General features: G+C 70.0%; 18 protein-coding genes. 11 read left to right on the forward strand and 7 right to left on the reverse strand.

From position 1 onward, the window contains the following. The first annotated feature begins 2 nt into the window (after positions 1-2). Entirely contained in the window at positions 3-1,448 is a 1,446-nt protein-coding gene (locus ACIPY8_RS02240; protein WP_400814485.1) for an NAD-dependent succinate-semialdehyde dehydrogenase, read from the forward strand. A 4-nt stretch (positions 1,449-1,452) separates the two neighbouring features. Next, positions 1,453-2,169 carry a ThuA domain-containing protein gene (locus ACIPY8_RS02245; protein WP_400814487.1) on the forward strand — a complete coding sequence of 239 codons (717 nt, stop codon included), beginning with the start codon at positions 1,453-1,455 and terminating at the stop codon, positions 2,167-2,169. Positions 2,170-2,268: 99 nt separating this feature from the next. Here ACIPY8_RS02245 and ACIPY8_RS02250 read toward each other — a convergent pair whose 3' ends face one another. Beyond that, positions 2,269-3,111 (reverse strand): alpha/beta fold hydrolase, encoded by an 843-nt coding sequence (locus tag ACIPY8_RS02250; protein ID WP_400814489.1) that lies wholly within the window; start codon positions 3,109-3,111, stop codon positions 2,269-2,271. A gap of 94 nt (positions 3,112-3,205) precedes the next feature. Here ACIPY8_RS02250 and ACIPY8_RS02255 point away from each other — a divergent pair, with 94 nt between their 5' ends. Together ACIPY8_RS02255 and ACIPY8_RS02260 are read left to right on the forward strand one after the other, a co-directional pair. Next, a complete protein-coding gene (locus ACIPY8_RS02255; protein ID WP_400814492.1) occupies positions 3,206-3,769 on the forward strand; it encodes a TetR/AcrR family transcriptional regulator in 564 nt (187 codons plus the stop codon). A 210-nt stretch (positions 3,770-3,979) separates the two neighbouring features. Next, positions 3,980-4,774 (forward strand): tryptophan-rich sensory protein, encoded by a 795-nt coding sequence (locus tag ACIPY8_RS02260; protein WP_400814494.1) that lies wholly within the window; start codon positions 3,980-3,982, stop codon positions 4,772-4,774. 37 nt (positions 4,775-4,811) lie between these two features. On the opposite strand, the gene ACIPY8_RS02265 is transcribed toward ACIPY8_RS02260, so the two are convergent. Genes ACIPY8_RS02265 through kdpF form a run of 6 tightly spaced genes read right to left on the reverse strand, consistent with a single transcriptional unit; the run spans position 4,812 to position 12,580 of the window. After that, on the reverse strand, positions 4,812-5,483 hold the full coding sequence (locus ACIPY8_RS02265; protein ID WP_400814496.1) for a response regulator: 672 nt from the start codon (positions 5,481-5,483) through the stop codon (positions 4,812-4,814). Next, entirely contained in the window at positions 5,480-7,996 is a 2,517-nt protein-coding gene (locus tag ACIPY8_RS02270; protein ID WP_400814498.1) for an ATP-binding protein, read from the reverse strand. Before ACIPY8_RS02270 ends, ACIPY8_RS02265 begins: the two co-directional genes overlap by 4 nt. Beyond that, positions 7,993-8,592, reverse strand: a complete 600-nt coding sequence (kdpC, locus tag ACIPY8_RS02275) for a potassium-transporting ATPase subunit KdpC (RefSeq protein ID WP_400814500.1) — start codon at positions 8,590-8,592, stop codon at positions 7,993-7,995. Before kdpC ends, ACIPY8_RS02270 begins: the two co-directional genes overlap by 4 nt. Before the next feature lie 54 nt (positions 8,593-8,646). After that, on the reverse strand, positions 8,647-10,809 hold the full coding sequence (kdpB, locus tag ACIPY8_RS02280) for a potassium-transporting ATPase subunit KdpB (protein WP_400814502.1): 2,163 nt from the start codon (positions 10,807-10,809) through the stop codon (positions 8,647-8,649). 2 nt (positions 10,810-10,811) lie between these two features. Further along, positions 10,812-12,491, reverse strand: coding sequence for a potassium-transporting ATPase subunit KdpA (gene kdpA / locus ACIPY8_RS02285; RefSeq protein WP_400814504.1), 1,680 nt, complete (start codon positions 12,489-12,491; stop codon positions 10,812-10,814). Further along, on the reverse strand, positions 12,491-12,580 hold the full coding sequence (gene kdpF, locus ACIPY8_RS02290) for a K(+)-transporting ATPase subunit F (protein ID WP_375087795.1): 90 nt from the start codon (positions 12,578-12,580) through the stop codon (positions 12,491-12,493). The genes kdpA and kdpF overlap by 1 nt, the downstream gene beginning before the upstream one ends. 350 nt (positions 12,581-12,930) lie before the next feature. Here kdpF and ACIPY8_RS02295 point away from each other — a divergent pair, with 350 nt between their 5' ends. The 7 genes from ACIPY8_RS02295 to ACIPY8_RS02325 all read left to right on the forward strand — a co-directional run bounded on the left by ACIPY8_RS02295 (position 12,931) and on the right by ACIPY8_RS02325 (position 16,726). Next, the gene (locus ACIPY8_RS02295) at positions 12,931-13,272 is read left to right on the forward strand and encodes a hypothetical protein (RefSeq protein WP_400814506.1); all 342 of its coding nucleotides are present in this window, start codon (positions 12,931-12,933) and stop codon (positions 13,270-13,272) included. A gap of 76 nt (positions 13,273-13,348) precedes the next feature. Continuing rightward, on the forward strand, positions 13,349-13,534 hold the full coding sequence (locus tag ACIPY8_RS02300; RefSeq protein WP_400814508.1) for a hypothetical protein: 186 nt from the start codon (positions 13,349-13,351) through the stop codon (positions 13,532-13,534). Between the two features lie 92 nt (positions 13,535-13,626). Beyond that, on the forward strand, positions 13,627-14,022 hold the full coding sequence (locus tag ACIPY8_RS02305; RefSeq protein WP_400814510.1) for a hypothetical protein: 396 nt from the start codon (positions 13,627-13,629) through the stop codon (positions 14,020-14,022). Positions 14,023-14,078: 56 nt separating this feature from the next. Continuing rightward, positions 14,079-14,339: a type II toxin-antitoxin system Phd/YefM family antitoxin gene (locus tag ACIPY8_RS02310; protein ID WP_400814512.1), complete on the forward strand. Its 261-nt coding sequence runs from the start codon at positions 14,079-14,081 to the stop codon at positions 14,337-14,339. Further along, the gene (locus tag ACIPY8_RS02315) at positions 14,336-14,593 is read left to right on the forward strand and encodes a type II toxin-antitoxin system RelE/ParE family toxin (RefSeq protein WP_400814514.1); all 258 of its coding nucleotides are present in this window, start codon (positions 14,336-14,338) and stop codon (positions 14,591-14,593) included. The genes ACIPY8_RS02310 and ACIPY8_RS02315 overlap by 4 nt, the downstream gene beginning before the upstream one ends. A gap of 55 nt (positions 14,594-14,648) precedes the next feature. After that, entirely contained in the window at positions 14,649-15,827 is a 1,179-nt protein-coding gene (locus ACIPY8_RS02320; protein WP_400814516.1) for an SLC13 family permease, read from the forward strand. A 200-nt stretch (positions 15,828-16,027) separates the two neighbouring features. Next, entirely contained in the window at positions 16,028-16,726 is a 699-nt protein-coding gene (locus ACIPY8_RS02325) for a GntR family transcriptional regulator (RefSeq protein ID WP_400814518.1), read from the forward strand. Position 16,727: the final 1 nt, after the last annotated feature.

The raw sequence follows: 16,727 nt of genomic DNA on the forward strand, positions 1-16,727 counted from the left end.
CCATGACTGAGACGACACACCGCTATCCGGACATCACGATGCTGATCGACGGCAGACGACGCGGCACCGACGGTCGAGAGACGATCGACGTCGAGAACCCGTCCACCCGGGCGATCGTGGGCCGGGTGCCACGGGCCGAAGCGCAGGACATCGACGACGCCCTCGCTGCGGCGGGACGCGCGGCCGAATCGTGGCGGGAGACCTCACCGCACCGCCGGGCCTCGATCCTCATGCGCGCGGCCGAGCTGCTGCGCGAGCGCCGTGAGCCGATCGCCGTCGCCATGACGCTCGAGAACGGCAAGCCCTACGGAGACTCCCTCGGAGAGGTCGACTACACGGCCGACATCATCGACTCCCTCGCGACGGAGGCGCCGCGCGCCTACGGTGTGGTGCTGCCGGGCGCGGCCGATGAAGGTCGCACGATGGTCGTCTCCGAGCCGGTCGGCCCCGTCGCCGCATTCACACCGTGGAACTACCCGCTCACGGTCCCCGGCCGCAAGGTCGCCGCCGCGCTCGCCGCCGGCTGCACGGTCGTCATCAAGCCCGCCGAGGAGACCCCGGCCAGTGCAGTCGCGCTCGCCGACGCCCTCGTCGACGCCGGGCTCCCCGACGGTGTGCTCAACGTGCTCTTCGGCGATCCCGCGCAGATCTCCGAGACGCTGATCGCCTCGCCCGTCATCCGCAAGGTGTCCTTCACGGGCTCGATCGGCGTGGGCAAGCACCTCGCCCGACTCGCGGGCGACGCGGCGAAGCCCGTCATGCTCGAGCTCGGCGGGCACGCTCCGGTGCTCGTGTTCGACGACGTCGACGTCGAGGGCGTCGTGCAGCAGGCTCTCGGAGCCAAACTGCACAACACCGGTCAGTCGTGCGGATCGCCCGTGCGCTTCTACGTGCACGCGTCCATCCACGATCGTTTCGTGGCCCGCTTCGGCGAACTGCTCGCCGCGACGCGCACCGGCGACGGGTTCGACGCCGACAACGGGATGGGACCGCTCGCCAACGGGCGACGCTTCGCGGCGATGGCGCCGTTCGTCGATGACGCCGTCTCACGCGGAGCGACGCTCGTGACCGGCGGATCGGGCGACGACAGCGCCGGCTACTACTGGCCGCCGACGCTGCTCGCCGACGTGCCCGACGACGCCCTCGTGATGCGCGACGAGCCCTTCGGCCCGATCGCCGTCACCAGCGTGTTCACCGACGAGGACGACGTCGTCGCACGCGCGAACTCCCTGCCCTACGGCCTCGCCGCCTACGTGTTCACGAAGGACGCCGACCGCGCGCTGCGGCTGCCGCGTCGCCTCGACGTCGGCATGGTGAGCGTCAACCGCTTCGGCGTCGGCGCGAGGGACACCTTCTTCGGTGGGCGCAAGGAGAGCGGATTCGGCTCCGAGGGCGGCCCCGAGGCCGTGCAGGAGTACCTCGTCAAGAAGCTGATCGCGCAAGGATAGGACCATGGTCGACGCCGTCATCCTGTCCGGCCGCGGCCGGTACTCCGACCCGTGGCACCCCTATGACGAGACCGGTCCGCTGCTCGCCGAGCTCGTGGAGGAGGCGGGATTCGACCCGCGTATCGAGACCGGGATCGACGCCGCCGTGCGGACGCTCGACCCGGCGGTGCGTCTGCTGGTCGTGAACGCCGGCGACCCGGACGGGCCGGACAGTGGAGGTCGGTCCGACGGCGACGGGCCTCGCGACGAGCACGCGATGCCCGAGACTGCTCTGCTCGCCGAGGGGGAAGCCGTGCTGGCGACGGCGCTCGCGCGCGGCATCGGCGTCCTCGTGATGCATTCGGGGGCAGCCAGTCTGCGCGACTACCCGAGCTTCGGCACCGCGCTCGGCGGCCGGTGGGTGCGGGGCGAGTCCTGGCACCCGGACTTCGGCGAGGCGCACGTGCACGTCGTCGCGGGTCATCCGCTGGCGGACGGACTCGTCGACTTCACCGTCGAGGACGAGAGATACACCGCGCTGCGGATGGATGCCGAGGTGCAGCGTCTCGCGGAGCACGAGGAGGCCGGCGTTCGGCATCCGCTCGTGTGGACACGCGAGCTCGGGGCATCGCGGCTCGTGTACGACGCGCTGGGTCACGATGCACGATCGTACGACTCCGCCGGACATCGGGAACTGCTCGCCCGGGCCCTCGCCTGGCTTGCGGACCTCCCCGGTCGTTGAGCGAGCGCGACGAGACGAAACGCGGTGACCCGCCCTTCCGAGCCGGTCACCGCGTTTCGTCTCGTCGCTGCGCTCCTCGCTCAACGACCGGCGTGCGTCTTACTTCGCGAGGAAGCTCTTCAGCGCGGCGTTGACCTCGTCGGCGTGGGTCCAGAGGAGGCCGTGCGGCGCGCCCTCGACCTCGACGTACTCGGCCTCGGGCACGGCCTGGTGGAACCGGCGCGCGGTCGCGTCGATCGGCAGGATGTTGTCCTTCGTGCCGTGCAGGATCAGGGTCGGCTTGCCCGCGGCGCGCACGGCCTCGACGTCGCCGCGGAAGTCCTCGATCCAGGTCGGGACGACCGCGTAGGCGGCGACGGGGGCGCTGGTGACCGAGAGGTTCCAGTTGGCGTCGACGACCTGCTGGCTGATGCGCGTGCCGAGGTTCTCGTCGAGGTTGTAGAAGTTCTTGTAGAAGTCGGTGAACCACGCGTAGCGGTCGCCCTTGGCTGCCGCCTCGATGCCGTCGAACACGTCCTGCGGCACGCCGTCGGGGTTGTCGTCGCGCTGCACGAGGAAGGGCTCGAGCGAGGCGAGGAAGGCGAGCTTCGCGACCCGCTCGTGACCGTGGTTGGCGACGTAGCGGGCGAGCTCGCCGGTGCCCATCGAGAAGCCCACGAGGACGACGTCGCGCAGGTCGAGGGTCTCGAGCACCGTGTTCAGGTCGGCGGCGAAGGTGTCGTAGTCGTATCCGGTCCCGACCTTCGAGGACTGGCCGAAGCCGCGGCGGTCGTAGGTGATGACGCGGTAGCCCTGGGCGAGCAGTTCGCGCGTCTGGCGCTCCCAGCTGTGGCCGTTGAGCGGATACCCGTGGATCAGCACGACCGGCTGTCCGGAGCCCTGGTCCTCGTAGTAGAGCTCGATGGGGGTGCTGTTCTCGTTCCCGACGGTGATGTAGCCCATGATCCTGATCCTTTCGGTCCGGTGAGAACGGTCGTTCTCGCTCGATGTCATCAATCTAGAGAACGATCGTTCTCATGTCAAGTACACTGAGATCATGACCGAGGAAACGGTGCGTGAACAGATCCTTGCGGCGGCCGAGGAGCTGTATTACCGCAAGGGCTACGCCGCTGTCGGCATGGACGAGCTCCGGGCGGCATCCGGGGTGTCGCTGCGGCGGCTCTACTCGCTGTTCCCCGCGAAGACCGACATCGTGAAGGCCGTGCTCGACCGCAAGCACGGCGAGTGGGAGGCGGGGTTGAACGGCGCCGTCGAGGATGCGGGGGTCGATGCCCGCGCACGGCTGCTCGCCGTCTACGGCTACCTCGAGGACTGGTTCTGCACCGACGGCTTCCGCGGGTGTGCGTTCATCAACGCGTTCGGCGAACTCGGCGGCACGAACCCCGAGGTGGCCGCGATCGTGCGCGCGCACAAGGCGTCGTTCCAGGCGTACATGGCCGGACTCGTGATCGACGCCGGTGCCCCGGCATCCCTCGCCGCGCAGCTCTCGATCCTCGCCGAGGGGGCGCAGAGCACCGCCGCGATCTCCGGCGACTCCGCCGTCGCGGTGCAGGCGCGTGATGCGGCCGAGGTGCTGATCTCGGCGGCCGTCGCGTCCTGAACGGACCGTTGCTGCGCCTCTGTCTCGTTCCGGGATAGGCGGACTTCTGCCCGGTGGGCGGAGGACTTGTGCGCAGGAGTCCGCCCATCAGTGAGTGCTCCGCGATACGCGTGTGGTGAGCGGATCACATTTCGCTAGCCAGGCTAGACAGTTGCCTGGCGAGAGTCAAGGCCCTGTAGAGCGACCCTGCGAGCGCGTACCGTCCCACACATGGAATCCCGGACGCAGGACATCGCCCGCCAGGCCACGACCATCGCGGCGGCAACCTTCATGCTCATCGCCGCCGCCGTCGGCTCCGGAGCGTTCGGGGGCACCTCGGTCAGCGAGCTGCAGGACGGCGCCCTCTCGGCATCCGGGTCGTATATCGCGCCCGCCGGTCCGGCGTTCTCGATCTGGTCGCTCATCTACTTCGGGCTCATCGCGTACACGGTGTGGCAGGCGCTGCCTGCGCAGCGGTCGGATGAGCGCCAGCGTCTCGCCGGCTGGTGGATCGCCGCGACGATGGTGCTCAACGGCCTCTGGCTCGTCACCGCGCAGTACCTCACGCTGCCGCTCACGGTGCTCATGATCGCGGTGCTGCTCGCGACCCTCGCCCGGGTCATCGTGCTGCTCAACCGCCGCCCCGCCCGCGGCTGGGCCGACCGGATCGTCGTCGACGGCACGAACGGACTGCACTTCGGCTGGGTCACGATCGCGACCGTCGCGAACATCACGGCCTGGCTCACGCAGATCGCGCCGGCATCCTGGGCGGACTCCGCGGAGATCTGGGCCGTCGTCGTGCTCGTCGCGGTCCTGGCGATCGGCGCGGCCAGCGCCCTGGTGACGCGGCGGATCGCTCCGGCACTCGCCACCGCCTGGGGACTCTCCTGGCTCGCGGTCGGGCGCCTCACCGGCGAACCCGACAGCACGATCACGGCGATCGTCGCGATCATCGTCGCCGTGCTGCTGGTCCTCGCCGGCGTCCTCGGCGTGGTGCGTCGCCGCGCGGCGTCCGTGCCCGCATAGAGCGCATTCGTCCGGAGAAGCGACCCCGGCGCCCGCGTCAGAGCACCAGCCGGTAGCCCATCCCGGACTCGGTGAGCAGGTGTGCCGGGGACCCCGGCGCGGCCTCGAGCTTCTTGCGCAGCTGCGACATGTACAGGCGCAGGTATCCCGAGTCGGAGACCTGCTCGCTGCCCCATATCTCCTTGAGGAGGTCTTGCCGCGTGACGAGCGCACCGGGATGGCGTGCGAGGTGCTCGAGCATCCGCCACTCCGTCGGCGTCAGGTGCACGCGGGACCCCGCGCGGGTGACGGTCTTGGTCGCGAGGTCGACCACCACGTCGGCGAAGCCCACCGTCGACTCGCCGCCGGCCGGAGCCGCGCGCCGCGAGAGGGCGCGCAGCCGTGCGAGCAGCTCGTCGACCTGGAAGGGCTTGGTGACGAAGTCGTCGGCTCCGGCATCCAGCGCCTCGACCTTGTCGGCCGAACCCGTGCGGCCGGAAACGACGATGATCGGCACGCTCGTCCACCCGCGGAGTGCCTGGATGACCTCGATGCCGTCGAGCCGCGGCATCCCCAGGTCGAGCATGATGAGGTCGGGGTGGGACTGGGCGGCGGCGGCGACCGCGGCCGCGCCGTCCGGGGCGACGACCACCTCGTAACCGTGCGCGGCGAGCGTGATGCGCAGTGCCCGCACCATCTGCGGGTCGTCGTCGGCGATGAGGAGCTTCACTCCGCCCCCTCCCTGTCGGCGCCGGCCAGCGGCAGCGAGATGACCATGGTGAGGCCACCGCCCGGGGTGTCCTCGGGAGTCAGGCTACCGCCCATGCCCTCGGCGAACCCGCGCGACAGGGCGAGGCCCAGCCCGAGACCGGTCGTGTTGTCGGTGTCGCCGAGGCGCTGGAACGGCTGGAAGATCGCGTCGCGCTTCGCCGCCGGCACTCCGGCGCCACGGTCGATCACGCGGATCTCGGCGCGGTCGCCGAGCGTGCTGGTCGACACGATCACGCGGCTGTCGGCGGGGGCGTGGCGGTGCGCGTTGGCGATCACGTTCACGAGCACGCGCTGCAGCAGCACGGGGTCGGCCGCGACCGCCGGAAGGGCGGGGTCGAGCGCGAGCTCGACGTCGCCCGGACCGAGGTCGAGCTCGTCGACGGCCGCGAGCACGGGCCCGGCGATGTCGAGCCGCATGGTCGACACCGCGAGCACGCCCGCCTGCACGCGGCTCACGTCGAGCAGATCGGTCACGAGCGTCGACAGCGTCGCGAGGCTCTCGTCCGCGGTCGCGAGCAACTCCTCCCGATCGGATGCCGACAGGCTGTGCGCCCCGCGGAGCCCGCCGATCGCGGCGACGGCCGATGCGAGCGGGCGCCGCAGATCGTGGCTGACCGCGGAGAGGAGGGCGCTGCGTACCTGGTCGGTCTCGGCGAGGGCCACGGCTTCCCGCGCGGTGGCGCGCAGGTCGGTGTGCTCGATCGCCGCGGCGAGCTGTGCCACGATCGCGTCGAGCAGGCGCCGTGCCGGGGTGTCGAGCGGCTCCCCGTGCAGCTCGAGCACCGCGGGCGACGCGCCCCCGACGTCGACCCGCGTGGCGCGGCCGTCGGGCACGGGCTCTCCGTCGCTCGCCAGCACCTCGCCGTCCGGCGTGAGCAGGCGGACGCCCGCGAGACCGAACGCCTCGCGCGTGCGGCTGACGAGGGCCAACACGGCATTGTCGCCGCGCAGCACGTTGCCGGCCACGGCGGCGAGCAGCTCGGCCTCCGCGGCGGCGCGCTGCGCGGTGCGGGCGCGTCGGGCGGCCTGGTCGACGATGATGCTGACGAGCACGGCGATCAGCACGTACAGCGCGAGGGCGAGCACGTGCAGCGGATGTGCGATCGTGATCGTGAAGAGCGGCGCCACGAACAGGAAGTCGAGCGTGATGCCCGACAGCACCGCGGCGAACACCGCGGGGCGCACACCGCCGACCAGCGCCACCACGACCACGAGCAGCTGATACGCGAGCACCTCGGCCGTGATGGACTCGGGGCTGCGGAACGTGAACATGATCCACGACAGCAACGGGCCGAACACGAGCGCGACCGCGAAGCCGAGCACCTGACGGCGCCAGCCCAGTGCGCCTCCCGTGATGCGGGGGAGGCGCACCCGGTTCCCGGCCGCGGCGTGCGTCACGATGTGCACGTCGATGTCGCCGGAGCGGCGGATGACCTCGGAGCCGATGCCGGGGCCGGTCAACGCCGCCGCGAGGCGCCCCCGACGGCTCACCCCGATCACGAGCTGCGTGGCGTCGGCGCCCTGCGCGAACTCGACGAGGGTCTCGGGGATGTCGTCGCCGATGATCTGGTGGAACGTGCCGCCCAGGGACTCGACGAGCGAGCGCTGCGCCGCGAGCGCGCCCGGGGTCTCGTCGCGGAGCCCGTCCTGGGCGGCGACGTGCACCGCGAGCAGTTCCCCTCCGGCCGAGCGTGCGGCGATGCGGGCTCCGCGTCGGAGCAGCGTCTCGCCCTCGGGGCCACCGGTGAGGGCGACGACCACGCGCTCGCGCGCCTGCCACGTGCCCTCGATCCCGTGGTCGGCGCGATAGCTGCGCAGGGCGCTGTCGACCTCGTCGGCCAGCCACAGCAGCGCCAGCTCGCGCAGTGCCGTGAGGTTGCCGAGACGGAAGTAGTTCGACAGGGCGGCGTCGATGCGCTCGGCGGGGTACACGAGTCCGGCAGAGAGGCGGTCGCGGAGCGACTGCGGTGCCAGGTCGACGACCTCGATCTCGTCGGCGGCCCGCACCACGGCATCCGGGATCGTCTCCTGCTGCGCGACGCCCGTGATCTTCTCGACGACGGCGTTGAGCGACTCGATGTGCTGCACGTTCACGGTCGTCACGACGTCGATGCCGGCATCCCGCAGCACCTCGACGTCCTGCCAGCGCTTGACGTTCGTGGAGCCGGGGACGTTCGTGTGCGCGAGTTCATCGACGAGCGCGATCTCGGGGGAGCGTGCGAGCACGGCGTCCAGATCCATCTCGGTGAGGGGGACGCCGCGGTGGAGGTCGGTACGGCGGGGGACCTCGGGGAATCCGACGGTCAGCGCCGCGGTCGCGGCACGATCGTGCGTCTCGACGATCGCGATCACGACGTCGCGGCCCTCACCGAGCAGGCGGCGCCCCTCGGCGAGCATCTCGAACGTCTTGCCGACGCCGGGTGCGGCACCCAGCAGCACGCGAAGCCGACCGCGCTTTCCGGATGCCGTCATTCGCCCTCCCGCTCATCGAGCGCGAGATTGAGCTCCGCGGCGTTGATGCGCTCTTCGCCGAGGAATCCCAGATCCCGCCCTTGAATCCTAGACTCCACGAGGTCGCGCACCTGCTGTTCGGGGAGACCTCGCGCCTCGGCCACGCGGGGCACCTGGAGCAGGGCGTACGCGACGCTGATGTGCGGGTCGAGGCCCGAGCCGGAGGCGGTGACGGCGTCGGCGGGCACGGCGTCCTCGCTCACGCCCTCGCGCTCCGCGATCGCCGCACGGCGCTCCTCGATCGCGGCGACGAGGTCGGCGTTCTCGGGGCCGAGATTGCTGCCGCTCGAGCTCGTGCCGTCGTAGCCGTCGCCGGCCGCCGACGGACGGGATTGGAAGTACTCCGGGAGCGCCTCGCCGTCGGCATCCGTGAACGACTGCCCGATCAGCGCGCTGCCCTTGTCGTCGGGCAGGGGCGACCCGTTCGCCGGGAACGGCAGTGCGAGCTGGCCGATGCCGGTCACGACCAGCGTGTACGCGACGCCGAGCACGAGCGTGAGGAGGAGCATCGCGCGGACGGCGACGCCCGTGGTGCGGAGGGTGGAACGGGTGGACATGGGAGACCTTTCGAGGTGCTGGTCGTCGAGCGGGCGGAGCGAGACGAAACGCCGTCAGAATCCGGGGATGAGGCTCACGACGAGGTCGATGAGCTTGATGCCGACGAACGGGGCGATCACGCCGCCGAGGCCGTAGACGAGCAGGTTGCGTTGCAGGATCTGCGAGGCGCTCGCCGGTCGGTACCTCACGCCGCGGAGTGCGAGCGGGATGAGGAACACGATCACGATCGCGTTGAACACGATCGCGCTCGTGACCGCGGACGCCGGAGAGTGGAGTTGCATGATGTTCAGCGCCGCGAGGCCGGGGAAGACCCCCATGAACATCGCCGGGATGATCGCGAAGTACTTGGCGATGTCGTTCGCGAGCGAGAACGTCGTGAGCGCACCGCGCGTGATGAGCAGCTGCTTGCCGATGCGCACGATGTCGATGAGCTTGGTCGGATCGGAGTCGAGGTCGACCATGTTGCCGGCCTCCTTCGCGGCCGAGGTGCCGGTGTTCATCGCCACGCCGACGTCGGCCTGTGCGAGCGCGGGGGCGTCGTTCGTGCCGTCGCCGGTCATCGCGACCAGGCGGCCGCCCTCCTGCTCGCGCTTGATGAGCTCGAGCTTCTGCTCGGGCGTGGCCTCGGCGAGGAAGTCGTCGACGCCGGCCTCCTTCGCGATCGCGGCCGCGGTGAGCGGGTTGTCGCCCGTGATCATGACCGTGCGGATGCCCATGCTGCGCAGTTCGTCGAACCGCTCGCGCAGGCCGTCCTTGACGATGTCCTTGAGGTGCACGACACCGAGGATCCGGTCGCCCTGACCGGCGCGGACGGCGACGACCAGGGGAGTGCCGCCGCTCGAGGCGACGCCGTCGGTCAGCGCGGTGAGATCGGCGTCCGATTTCAGCTCGAGCCATGCGGCGACGGCGGAACCGGCGCCCTTGCGGATCTGCGTGCCGTCGGCCAGGTCCAGCCCGGACATGCGGGTCTGCGCCGTGAAGGGCACGACGACCGCGTCCGTCGGCTGCGCGACGAGGATGCCTCGGCTCGCCGCCAGCTCGACGATCGACGCACCCTCGGGGGTCGGGTCGGCGAGCGACGACAGTGCCGCGATGCGCAGCAGCTCGTCGGCGTCGACGCCCGTGAGCGGAAGCACCTCGTGCGCGCGACGGTTGCCGTAGGTGATCGTGCCGGTCTTGTCGAGCAGCAGCGTCGTCACATCGCCGGCGGCCTCGACCGCGCGACCCGACATCGCGAGCACGTTGCGCTGCACGAGGCGATCCATGCCGGCGATGCCGATGGCCGAGAGCAGCGCGCCGATCGTCGTCGGGATGAGGCAGACCAGCAGGGCGATGAGCACGGGGATGCTGACGGGCGACGCCGCGTACGACGCGATCGGGTTGAGCGCGAGCACGACCACGACGAACACGATCGACAGGCTCGCGAGCAGGATGTTCAGCGCGATCTCGTTGGGGGTCCGCTGGCGACTGGCGCCCTCGACGAGCGCGATCATGCGGTCGACGAACGTCTCGCCGGGCTTCGACGTGATGCGCACGACGATGCGGTCCGACAGCACTCGGGTGCCCCCGGTGACGGCGCTGCGGTCGCCACCGGACTCGCGGATCACGGGGGCGCTCTCGCCCGTGATGGCCGATTCGTCGACGGTCGCGATGCCCGCGACGATGTCGCCGTCGCCCGGGATCAGGTCGCCGGCCGTGACGATCACGAGGTCGTCGCGCTGCAGCTCCGCCGACGACACCTCGACGGTCTCGGCGCGCTCGGCCGCGGCATCCGTCGTCGCGTCGTAGCGCACCACGCGCCGGGCCATCGTGCTCGTACGGGTCTTGCGCAGCGTCGCCGCCTGCGCCTTGCCGCGACCCTCGGCGACGGACTCGGCCGCGTTCGCGAACAGCACCGTGAGCCACAGCCAGACCGCGATGCCCCACGTGAACGGCGCGGGTACGGGGGTGCCGCCCGAGGCGGCCGGTCCGCCGAGGAACGGCTCGGCGATCGCGAGCACGGTCGTGAATGCTGCGCCGACCCAGACCAGCAGCATCACGGGGTTGCGGACGAGGGATGCCGGGTTGAGCTTGCGCAGCGCCCCGGGGAGGGCCTGGGTCAGCTGCGCCCAGCCGAATGCGCGGAGTGCGGGAGTTGCGGAGGATGCCGCGGCATCCTGTTGTTCGACTTCCTCGGTCGTTGAGCGAGCGGAGCGAGACGAAACGCGTGTGGTCATGGTCAGACGAGTCCTTCGGCGAGGGGCCCCAGCGCGAGCACCGGGAAGTAGGTGAGTGCCGTGATGATGACGGTCACGGCGGTGAGGAGACCCACGAACTGCGGTCGGTGGGTGGGGAGCGTGCCCGTGGTCTCGGGTACGCGCTGCTGGGCGGCGAACGACCCGGCGAGCGCCAGTACGAGCACGATCGGCAGGAACCGTCCGAGCAGCATCGCGACGCCGAGCGCCGTGTTGAACCAGGGCGTGTTCGCGGTGAGCCCGGCGAACGCGGAGCCGTTGTTGTTCGCGGCCGAGGTGAAGGCGTAGAGCACCTCGCTCATGCCGTGCACGCCCGGATTGAGGATGCTGGTCGACTCGACGTCGGCGCGGATGCCGGGGATCGCGAAGCTCAGCGCGGTGCCGAGCAGCACGAGGGTCGGCGTCACGAGGATGTACAGGCTGGCGAGCTTGATCTCCCGCGGGCCGATCCGCTTGCCGAGGTACTCCGGGGTGCGACCGACGAGAAGCCCGCCGACGAACACCGCGATCACGGCGAGCACCAGCATCCCGTACAGGCCCGATCCGACGCCGCCGGGGGCGACCTCTCCGAGCATCATGTTGAGCATCGGCATCATGCCGCCGAGCGCCGTGTACGAGTCGTGCATGGAGTTCACCGCGCCTGTCGACGTCAGGGTGCTCGCGCTGCCGAACAGCGTGGAGCCCAGGATGCCGAAGCGCACCTCCTTGCCTTCCATCGCGGCGCCGGCGAGTTCGGGGGCGGTGCCGCGTCCGGCGAGTTCGAGCGCCGAGAGCGCGACCGTCGAGACGAGGAAGATCGTGCCCATGGCGGCGGCGATCGCGTAGCCCTGGCGGTGGTCGCCCAGCATCCGTCCGAACGTGCGGGGGAGCGCGAACGGGATCATGAGGATGAGCAGGATCTGCAGCAGGTTCGTGAAGCCGGTCGGGTTCTCGAACGGATGCGCGGAGTTGGCGTTGAAGAACCCGCCGCCGTTCGTGCCGAGCAGCTTGATGGCCTCCTGCGAGGCGACGGGCCCGCCGGGGATCGTCTGCGTGCCGCCCGAGACCGTGGTGACGTCGGCGAATCCGGCGAAGTTCTGGATCACGCCGCCCGCGATCAGGGCGATCGCCGCGAGAAGTGCGATCGGCAGCAGGATGCGGCCCAGCCCACGGATCAGGTCGACCCAGAAGTTGCCGATCGTCGTCGAGCCGCGGCGCGACAGCCCGCGGATCAGCGCGACGGCGACTGCAAGGCCGACCGCCGCCGACACGAAGTTCTGCACCGTGAGACCCGCGAGCTGCACCGTATAGCCCATGGTCTGCTCGGGGGAGTACGACTGCCAGTTCGTGTTCGCGACGAACGACGCCGCCGTGTTGAACGCGAGACCCTCGGGCACGGCGGGGAGGCCGAGGGATGCGGGCAGGAACGCCTGCAGCCGCTGCAGGCCGTAGACGAGCAGCAGGCCGACCACCGAGAACGCGAGGACGCTGCGGGCGTATGCGCGCCAGGTCTGCTCGGATGCCGGGTTCACGCCGATCATCCGGTAGACGCCACGCTCGATGCGCGCGTCGCGAGGCGTGGTGAACACGTGCGCCATGTAGTCGCCGAGTGGGCGGTAGAGCAGGACGATCGCGGCGATCAGCACCGCCGCCTGCAGGACGCCGAACCAGATGTCCGCGCCCATCAGAACTTCTCCGGAGCGACGAGGGCCACCACGAGGTAGACGACGGCGGCGACGGCGAGGGCCGCGCCGATGATCTCGAAGACGATCACAGGCGCTCCACCCCCTTCGCGACGAGGGCGACCAGGGCGAACAGCGCGAGAGTCAGCGCGATGTAGATGATGTCGAGCACGAGAGTCGATACAACTCCCGTGCGGGACGCGTCATGGCGATCCTCACGCTTTGCCTACGGGTGCGCCGCGGATGCATGCGGGATGCTCACGCTCGATCCCCCGGCCGCCGCGCCTCCGAACCCACATCCGGTAAACCGCGCGAAACGCGGACGCGAGCAGGCTCGGCGACCGGATCCGGCGCGGTCGACCGGATTCCGGACTGTGTCGGACCCCGAAGCGGTCGGGGCCGGAATCCCGAGACGTGGTGCGCGTGCTCTATATTCAGCACGATGAAGATCGTTCCGGCTGAGGAGGGAGGCGGTGCCACGCCGCCCCGCAAGCCCTTCTTGGTGCACGTCGGATGGCTGTTGTTCCTGTTGATCCGAGGCTTCCTGCTCTGGATCCTGCTGCCGTTCGCCTTGGTGTCCTGGCTGCTCATCCATTGGTGGTGGCAGAGAGCATCGCTGGGACAGGCCGCGTGCTGGTACGACTCACTACTGACGCTCTTCCTGATCTTCGTGCTGCTCCGACCGCTCCTGTATCGAGATCCGCAACTCCAGGCTCAGAGATTCCCGAAGATCCCCGCGATAGGCGCGATCGAGCCCTACCGGCTCTTCATCATGCTGGCATGAGGGATGCGGAGCGGAATCGGCATCCTCTTGCTCGTCTACGCGGGCACTGGGAGTTCCAGGACTACACGAGGCGCTCGTGCTGTTCGAGTGGCTCGCGACGGCGAACGAGCAGGAGTCGCTGACAGTCGATGCGGCAGAGCGGCGGGTGCTGTGGGACGTGGAGAGCATGCTCGAACCGCAGCTGCCGATGCTCTTGAGCCGCGACTACGACGTGCATGTCGAAAGAGCTCGGCGGGCGCTCTCCGAGTGGGAAGGCGAGTGAACTGTTACTGCTGACGGCATGATGACGGTATGACGCTGCGCTTCGGCTACCGCATCCTCGCTCCCTCGAACCCTCCGGGTATGCGTCTCGCCGTGGCCGACGCGATGCAACTGTGCTACGACTGCTTTCCCGGCGATCTGCTCCTCAGCGCCGACGGTGTGGACTTCGGCGTCGCCTGGGGATGGGTCCCGGTCCTCGACTTCGCGCTGGCCATGAACGATATTGCCGACACTCTCCAGACGTCGCGGCGTGCGGTGTTCGAGTTCACCGAGACGGACGGGGGGATCGCGTTCACCCGGCGCGGGGATCGGGTGAAGATCGAACCGACGTACGTCGACGCCTCGGTCGAGGTCATGGTCGATGAGGTCCGCGGCGCAGCACATGACATGCTGCGCGAGGTTCGGCAGGAGATCGAGGCTGCTCATCCTGAGCTTCTCGACAGCCGACGCTACCGCGCGCTGGTCGACCGGTACCCATCGAGCGCGTGACTCACCATTCCGCGGGCGTTCTCCCCGAAGTCCCCGATTTCGGAGATAATGGGGAGATGACCACGATCGCCATCACGGAAGCACGCGACAGCCTCGGGACCGTCGTGGATGACGCCCGTCGCGAGCCGGTGTACCTCACCCGCCACAACCGTCCGGTCGCCGTCGTCATCGATGTCTCCGAGTACGAGCGTCTGCGCGAGCTGGCAGAAGACGCCGAGGATGCAGCTGCCGCGGCGGCGTCTCGTCGGGAGATGGAGGAGACCAAGGCCACTCCGGTGCCGTGGGACGAGGTGAAGACCGAGCTGGGCCTGGCGTGACGTACTCCGTCGTCGTCGCACCGGCGGCCATCCGTCAACTGCGGAAGATGGATGCCGTCGCGCGTCGCCGCATCCAGGCGGCGATCGATCTGCTCGCCGAGAATCCGCGCCCGCCCGCCGCCACGCGTCTCGTGAACTTCGAGGGCGAGTGGCGGGTCCGCGTGGGTGACTATCGGATCGTGTACGACATCCACGACGGGGAGCTCCTCGTGCTCGTGCTGTCGACCGCTCACCGCCGCGAGGTCTACCGCTGAGCGAGTCGTACAGCCCGATGGGCCGATCCTGCCGTCGCGGTCGTACACTCACGAAGTGAGCGCGACGCGACGCCGGCTGGGGCCGGGCACCATCATCGTCCTGGTGCTCGTCGCGGTCGCCCTGATCTGCCTCGTCACCGGCATCCTGCCCGCAGCGGATGCCGGGGCGTTGGGTGCCCGCATCACCCCGGTGCTGGGGTTCGTCGTGGCCATCACGATCGTCGCCGAGCTGGCCCGCGACGCGGCGGTGTTCGACGTGCTCGCGCAGCGCCTCGCCCGGTGGGGACGCGGCCGTGTGATCGCGCTGTGGGCGTCGGTGGTGCTGCTCGCGGTCCTGAGCACGGTGTTCCTGTCGCTCGACACGACCGCCGTGATCGTCACGCCGGTGGTGGTCGTGCTGGCGCAGAGCATCGGCGTCTCACCGCTTCCGTTCGCGCTCGCGACGGTGTGGCTCGCGAACACGGCCTCGCTCGCCCTGCCGGTGTCGAACCTCACTAACCTGCTGGCCGCGCCGGCGATCGGCGAGAACCCGGCATCCTTCCTCGCGCTGAGCTGGGCGCCGACGCTCGTCGGCATCCTCGTGCCCGTCGCACTGATAACGATCGCGCACCGCCGCACGCTCTTCGGCGCGTATCGGATGCCGTCGGCCGGCGATCCGTCAGACCGCGTGCTGTACTGGGGCGCGACCGGCATCCTGCTCGCGCTGCTTCCGCTGCTGGCGCTCACGCACGACGTGTGGATTCCCGCCACCGCCGCCGCGGTGCTCCTCGTGGTCCTGTTCGCGGTACGCCGACCTCATGTGCTGCGGCTGTCGCTCGTGCCGTGGCAGGCGATCGGTCTTGCGACCGCGCTGTTCGTGCTCGTCGAGACGGCGCATGCGAACGGCGTCCTCGGCTTCCTGTCGGCTCTCGCGACCGACGGGCACGGGTTCGGGCAGCTGCTGGGCCTCGCATCGGTCGGCGCGCTCGCCGCGAACGGCGTCAACAACCTGCCCGCGTACCTGATCCTCGAGCCCTCGGCCTCCGATCCGGTCGCGCTCATGGCGCTGCTCATCGGCGTGAACCTCGGCCCGCTCATCACCCCGTGGGCGTCGTTGGCGACGTTGCTGTGGCACCACCGGGTCGTGTCGCTCGGGGTCGAGATCCGCTGGGGCCGACTCATGCTGTGGGGCGTGATCGTGGCGGTGCCGACCGTGGTGCTCGCGACGCTGGCGCTCGCGCTGGTCGCGGGATGAACACACTGGCAGCTGGCATGGAGAAGGGCAGCGGCCCGGGATCGGGGGGATCTGGGGAATCCGAGGCACGAATGGGGAGTTGTGCCGGAAGAGTGGGCCGCTGCCCTACGCTTCGACGGTACTGAGGTCGGGGAACGGCCGGTGAAACTTCAGTGTCTGATGTGTGGTGCCGCGATATACCGGAGACTTAGAGTGTGGCCGTGGACGACATCAGCCAACACCCGCCGATCCGGCCGCGCCAGCTCATCCGCGACCAGGTGTTCGCCACGCTCGCGGAGGAGATCGTGTCGGGGCGCATGGAGCCCTTCGAGGAGATCCGCGACCAGGACCTGCAGGCCGAGTACGGCGTCTCGCGCACGCCGATCCGTGAGGCGCTCAATCGCCTCGCCGACCTCGGACTCATCGAGGTGCGCACCAATCGGTATACCCGCGTCGCGCCCGTCGATCTGAACGCGCAGGCCGACCGCGCGGAGGCCGCGGCGGCGATGATCGGGTACTGCGCCGTGACCTCGGTGCCCGACTACACCGACGAGCAGATCGCCTCCCTGCGCCGGCGGATCGACGGGATGCTCGCGACCGATCTCGCCTGGGCCGCCACCAGGGAGGGTCTGCAGCAGTGGTACGCACTGTGGGCCGAAGTGGTCACCAACGCGGGGAATCAGACGATGATCGAGATCCTCGACGGACAGCTCGCGCTGCACCTCACCCGTACCGTGCCCGATCAGCGGGTACCCGACGCGTTCGTCGAACACATGCGCGCGGCCCTCGCGCAGTTGCGAGAGGCCCTCACCCGTCGCGACGGACGAGAGGTCCGCGAGATCATCGAACCCCTCTTCGCTCACGTCACGATCGAGCCGCTGCGCGCCGCTGCGGTCGCCGCCGCGAAGACACGGCGCTGAC

This window comes from Microbacterium sp. NPDC089696 (assembly GCF_044749125.1).
Classification (GTDB): domain Bacteria; phylum Actinomycetota; class Actinomycetes; order Actinomycetales; family Microbacteriaceae; genus Microbacterium.

Excerpts from the sequence above, each read along its gene's own strand:
- ACIPY8_RS02250 (WP_400814489.1), bottom strand. The coding sequence starts at position 3,111 with ATGGGCTACATCACCGTCGGGAACGAGAACAGCACCCCCATCGAGCTC.
- ACIPY8_RS02255 (WP_400814492.1), top strand. The coding sequence starts at position 3,206 with ATGACCGAGGAAACGGTGCGTGAACAGATCCTTGCGGCGGCCGAGGAG.
- ACIPY8_RS02310 (WP_400814512.1), top strand. The coding sequence starts at position 14,079 with ATGACCACGATCGCCATCACGGAAGCACGCGACAGCCTCGGGACCGTC.
- ACIPY8_RS02270 (WP_400814498.1), bottom strand. The coding sequence starts at position 7,996 with ATGACGGCATCCGGAAAGCGCGGTCGGCTTCGCGTGCTGCTGGGTGCC.
- ACIPY8_RS02260 (WP_400814494.1), top strand. The coding sequence starts at position 3,980 with ATGGAATCCCGGACGCAGGACATCGCCCGCCAGGCCACGACCATCGCG.
- kdpB (WP_400814502.1), bottom strand. The coding sequence starts at position 10,809 with ATGACCACACGCGTTTCGTCTCGCTCCGCTCGCTCAACGACCGAGGAA.
- kdpC (WP_400814500.1), bottom strand. The coding sequence starts at position 8,592 with ATGTCCACCCGTTCCACCCTCCGCACCACGGGCGTCGCCGTCCGCGCG.
- kdpA (WP_400814504.1), bottom strand. The coding sequence starts at position 12,491 with ATGGGCGCGGACATCTGGTTCGGCGTCCTGCAGGCGGCGGTGCTGATC.
- ACIPY8_RS02245 (WP_400814487.1), top strand. The coding sequence starts at position 1,453 with ATGGTCGACGCCGTCATCCTGTCCGGCCGCGGCCGGTACTCCGACCCG.
- ACIPY8_RS02240 (WP_400814485.1), top strand. The coding sequence starts at position 3 with ATGACTGAGACGACACACCGCTATCCGGACATCACGATGCTGATCGAC.
- ACIPY8_RS02295 (WP_400814506.1), top strand. The coding sequence starts at position 12,931 with ATGAAGATCGTTCCGGCTGAGGAGGGAGGCGGTGCCACGCCGCCCCGC.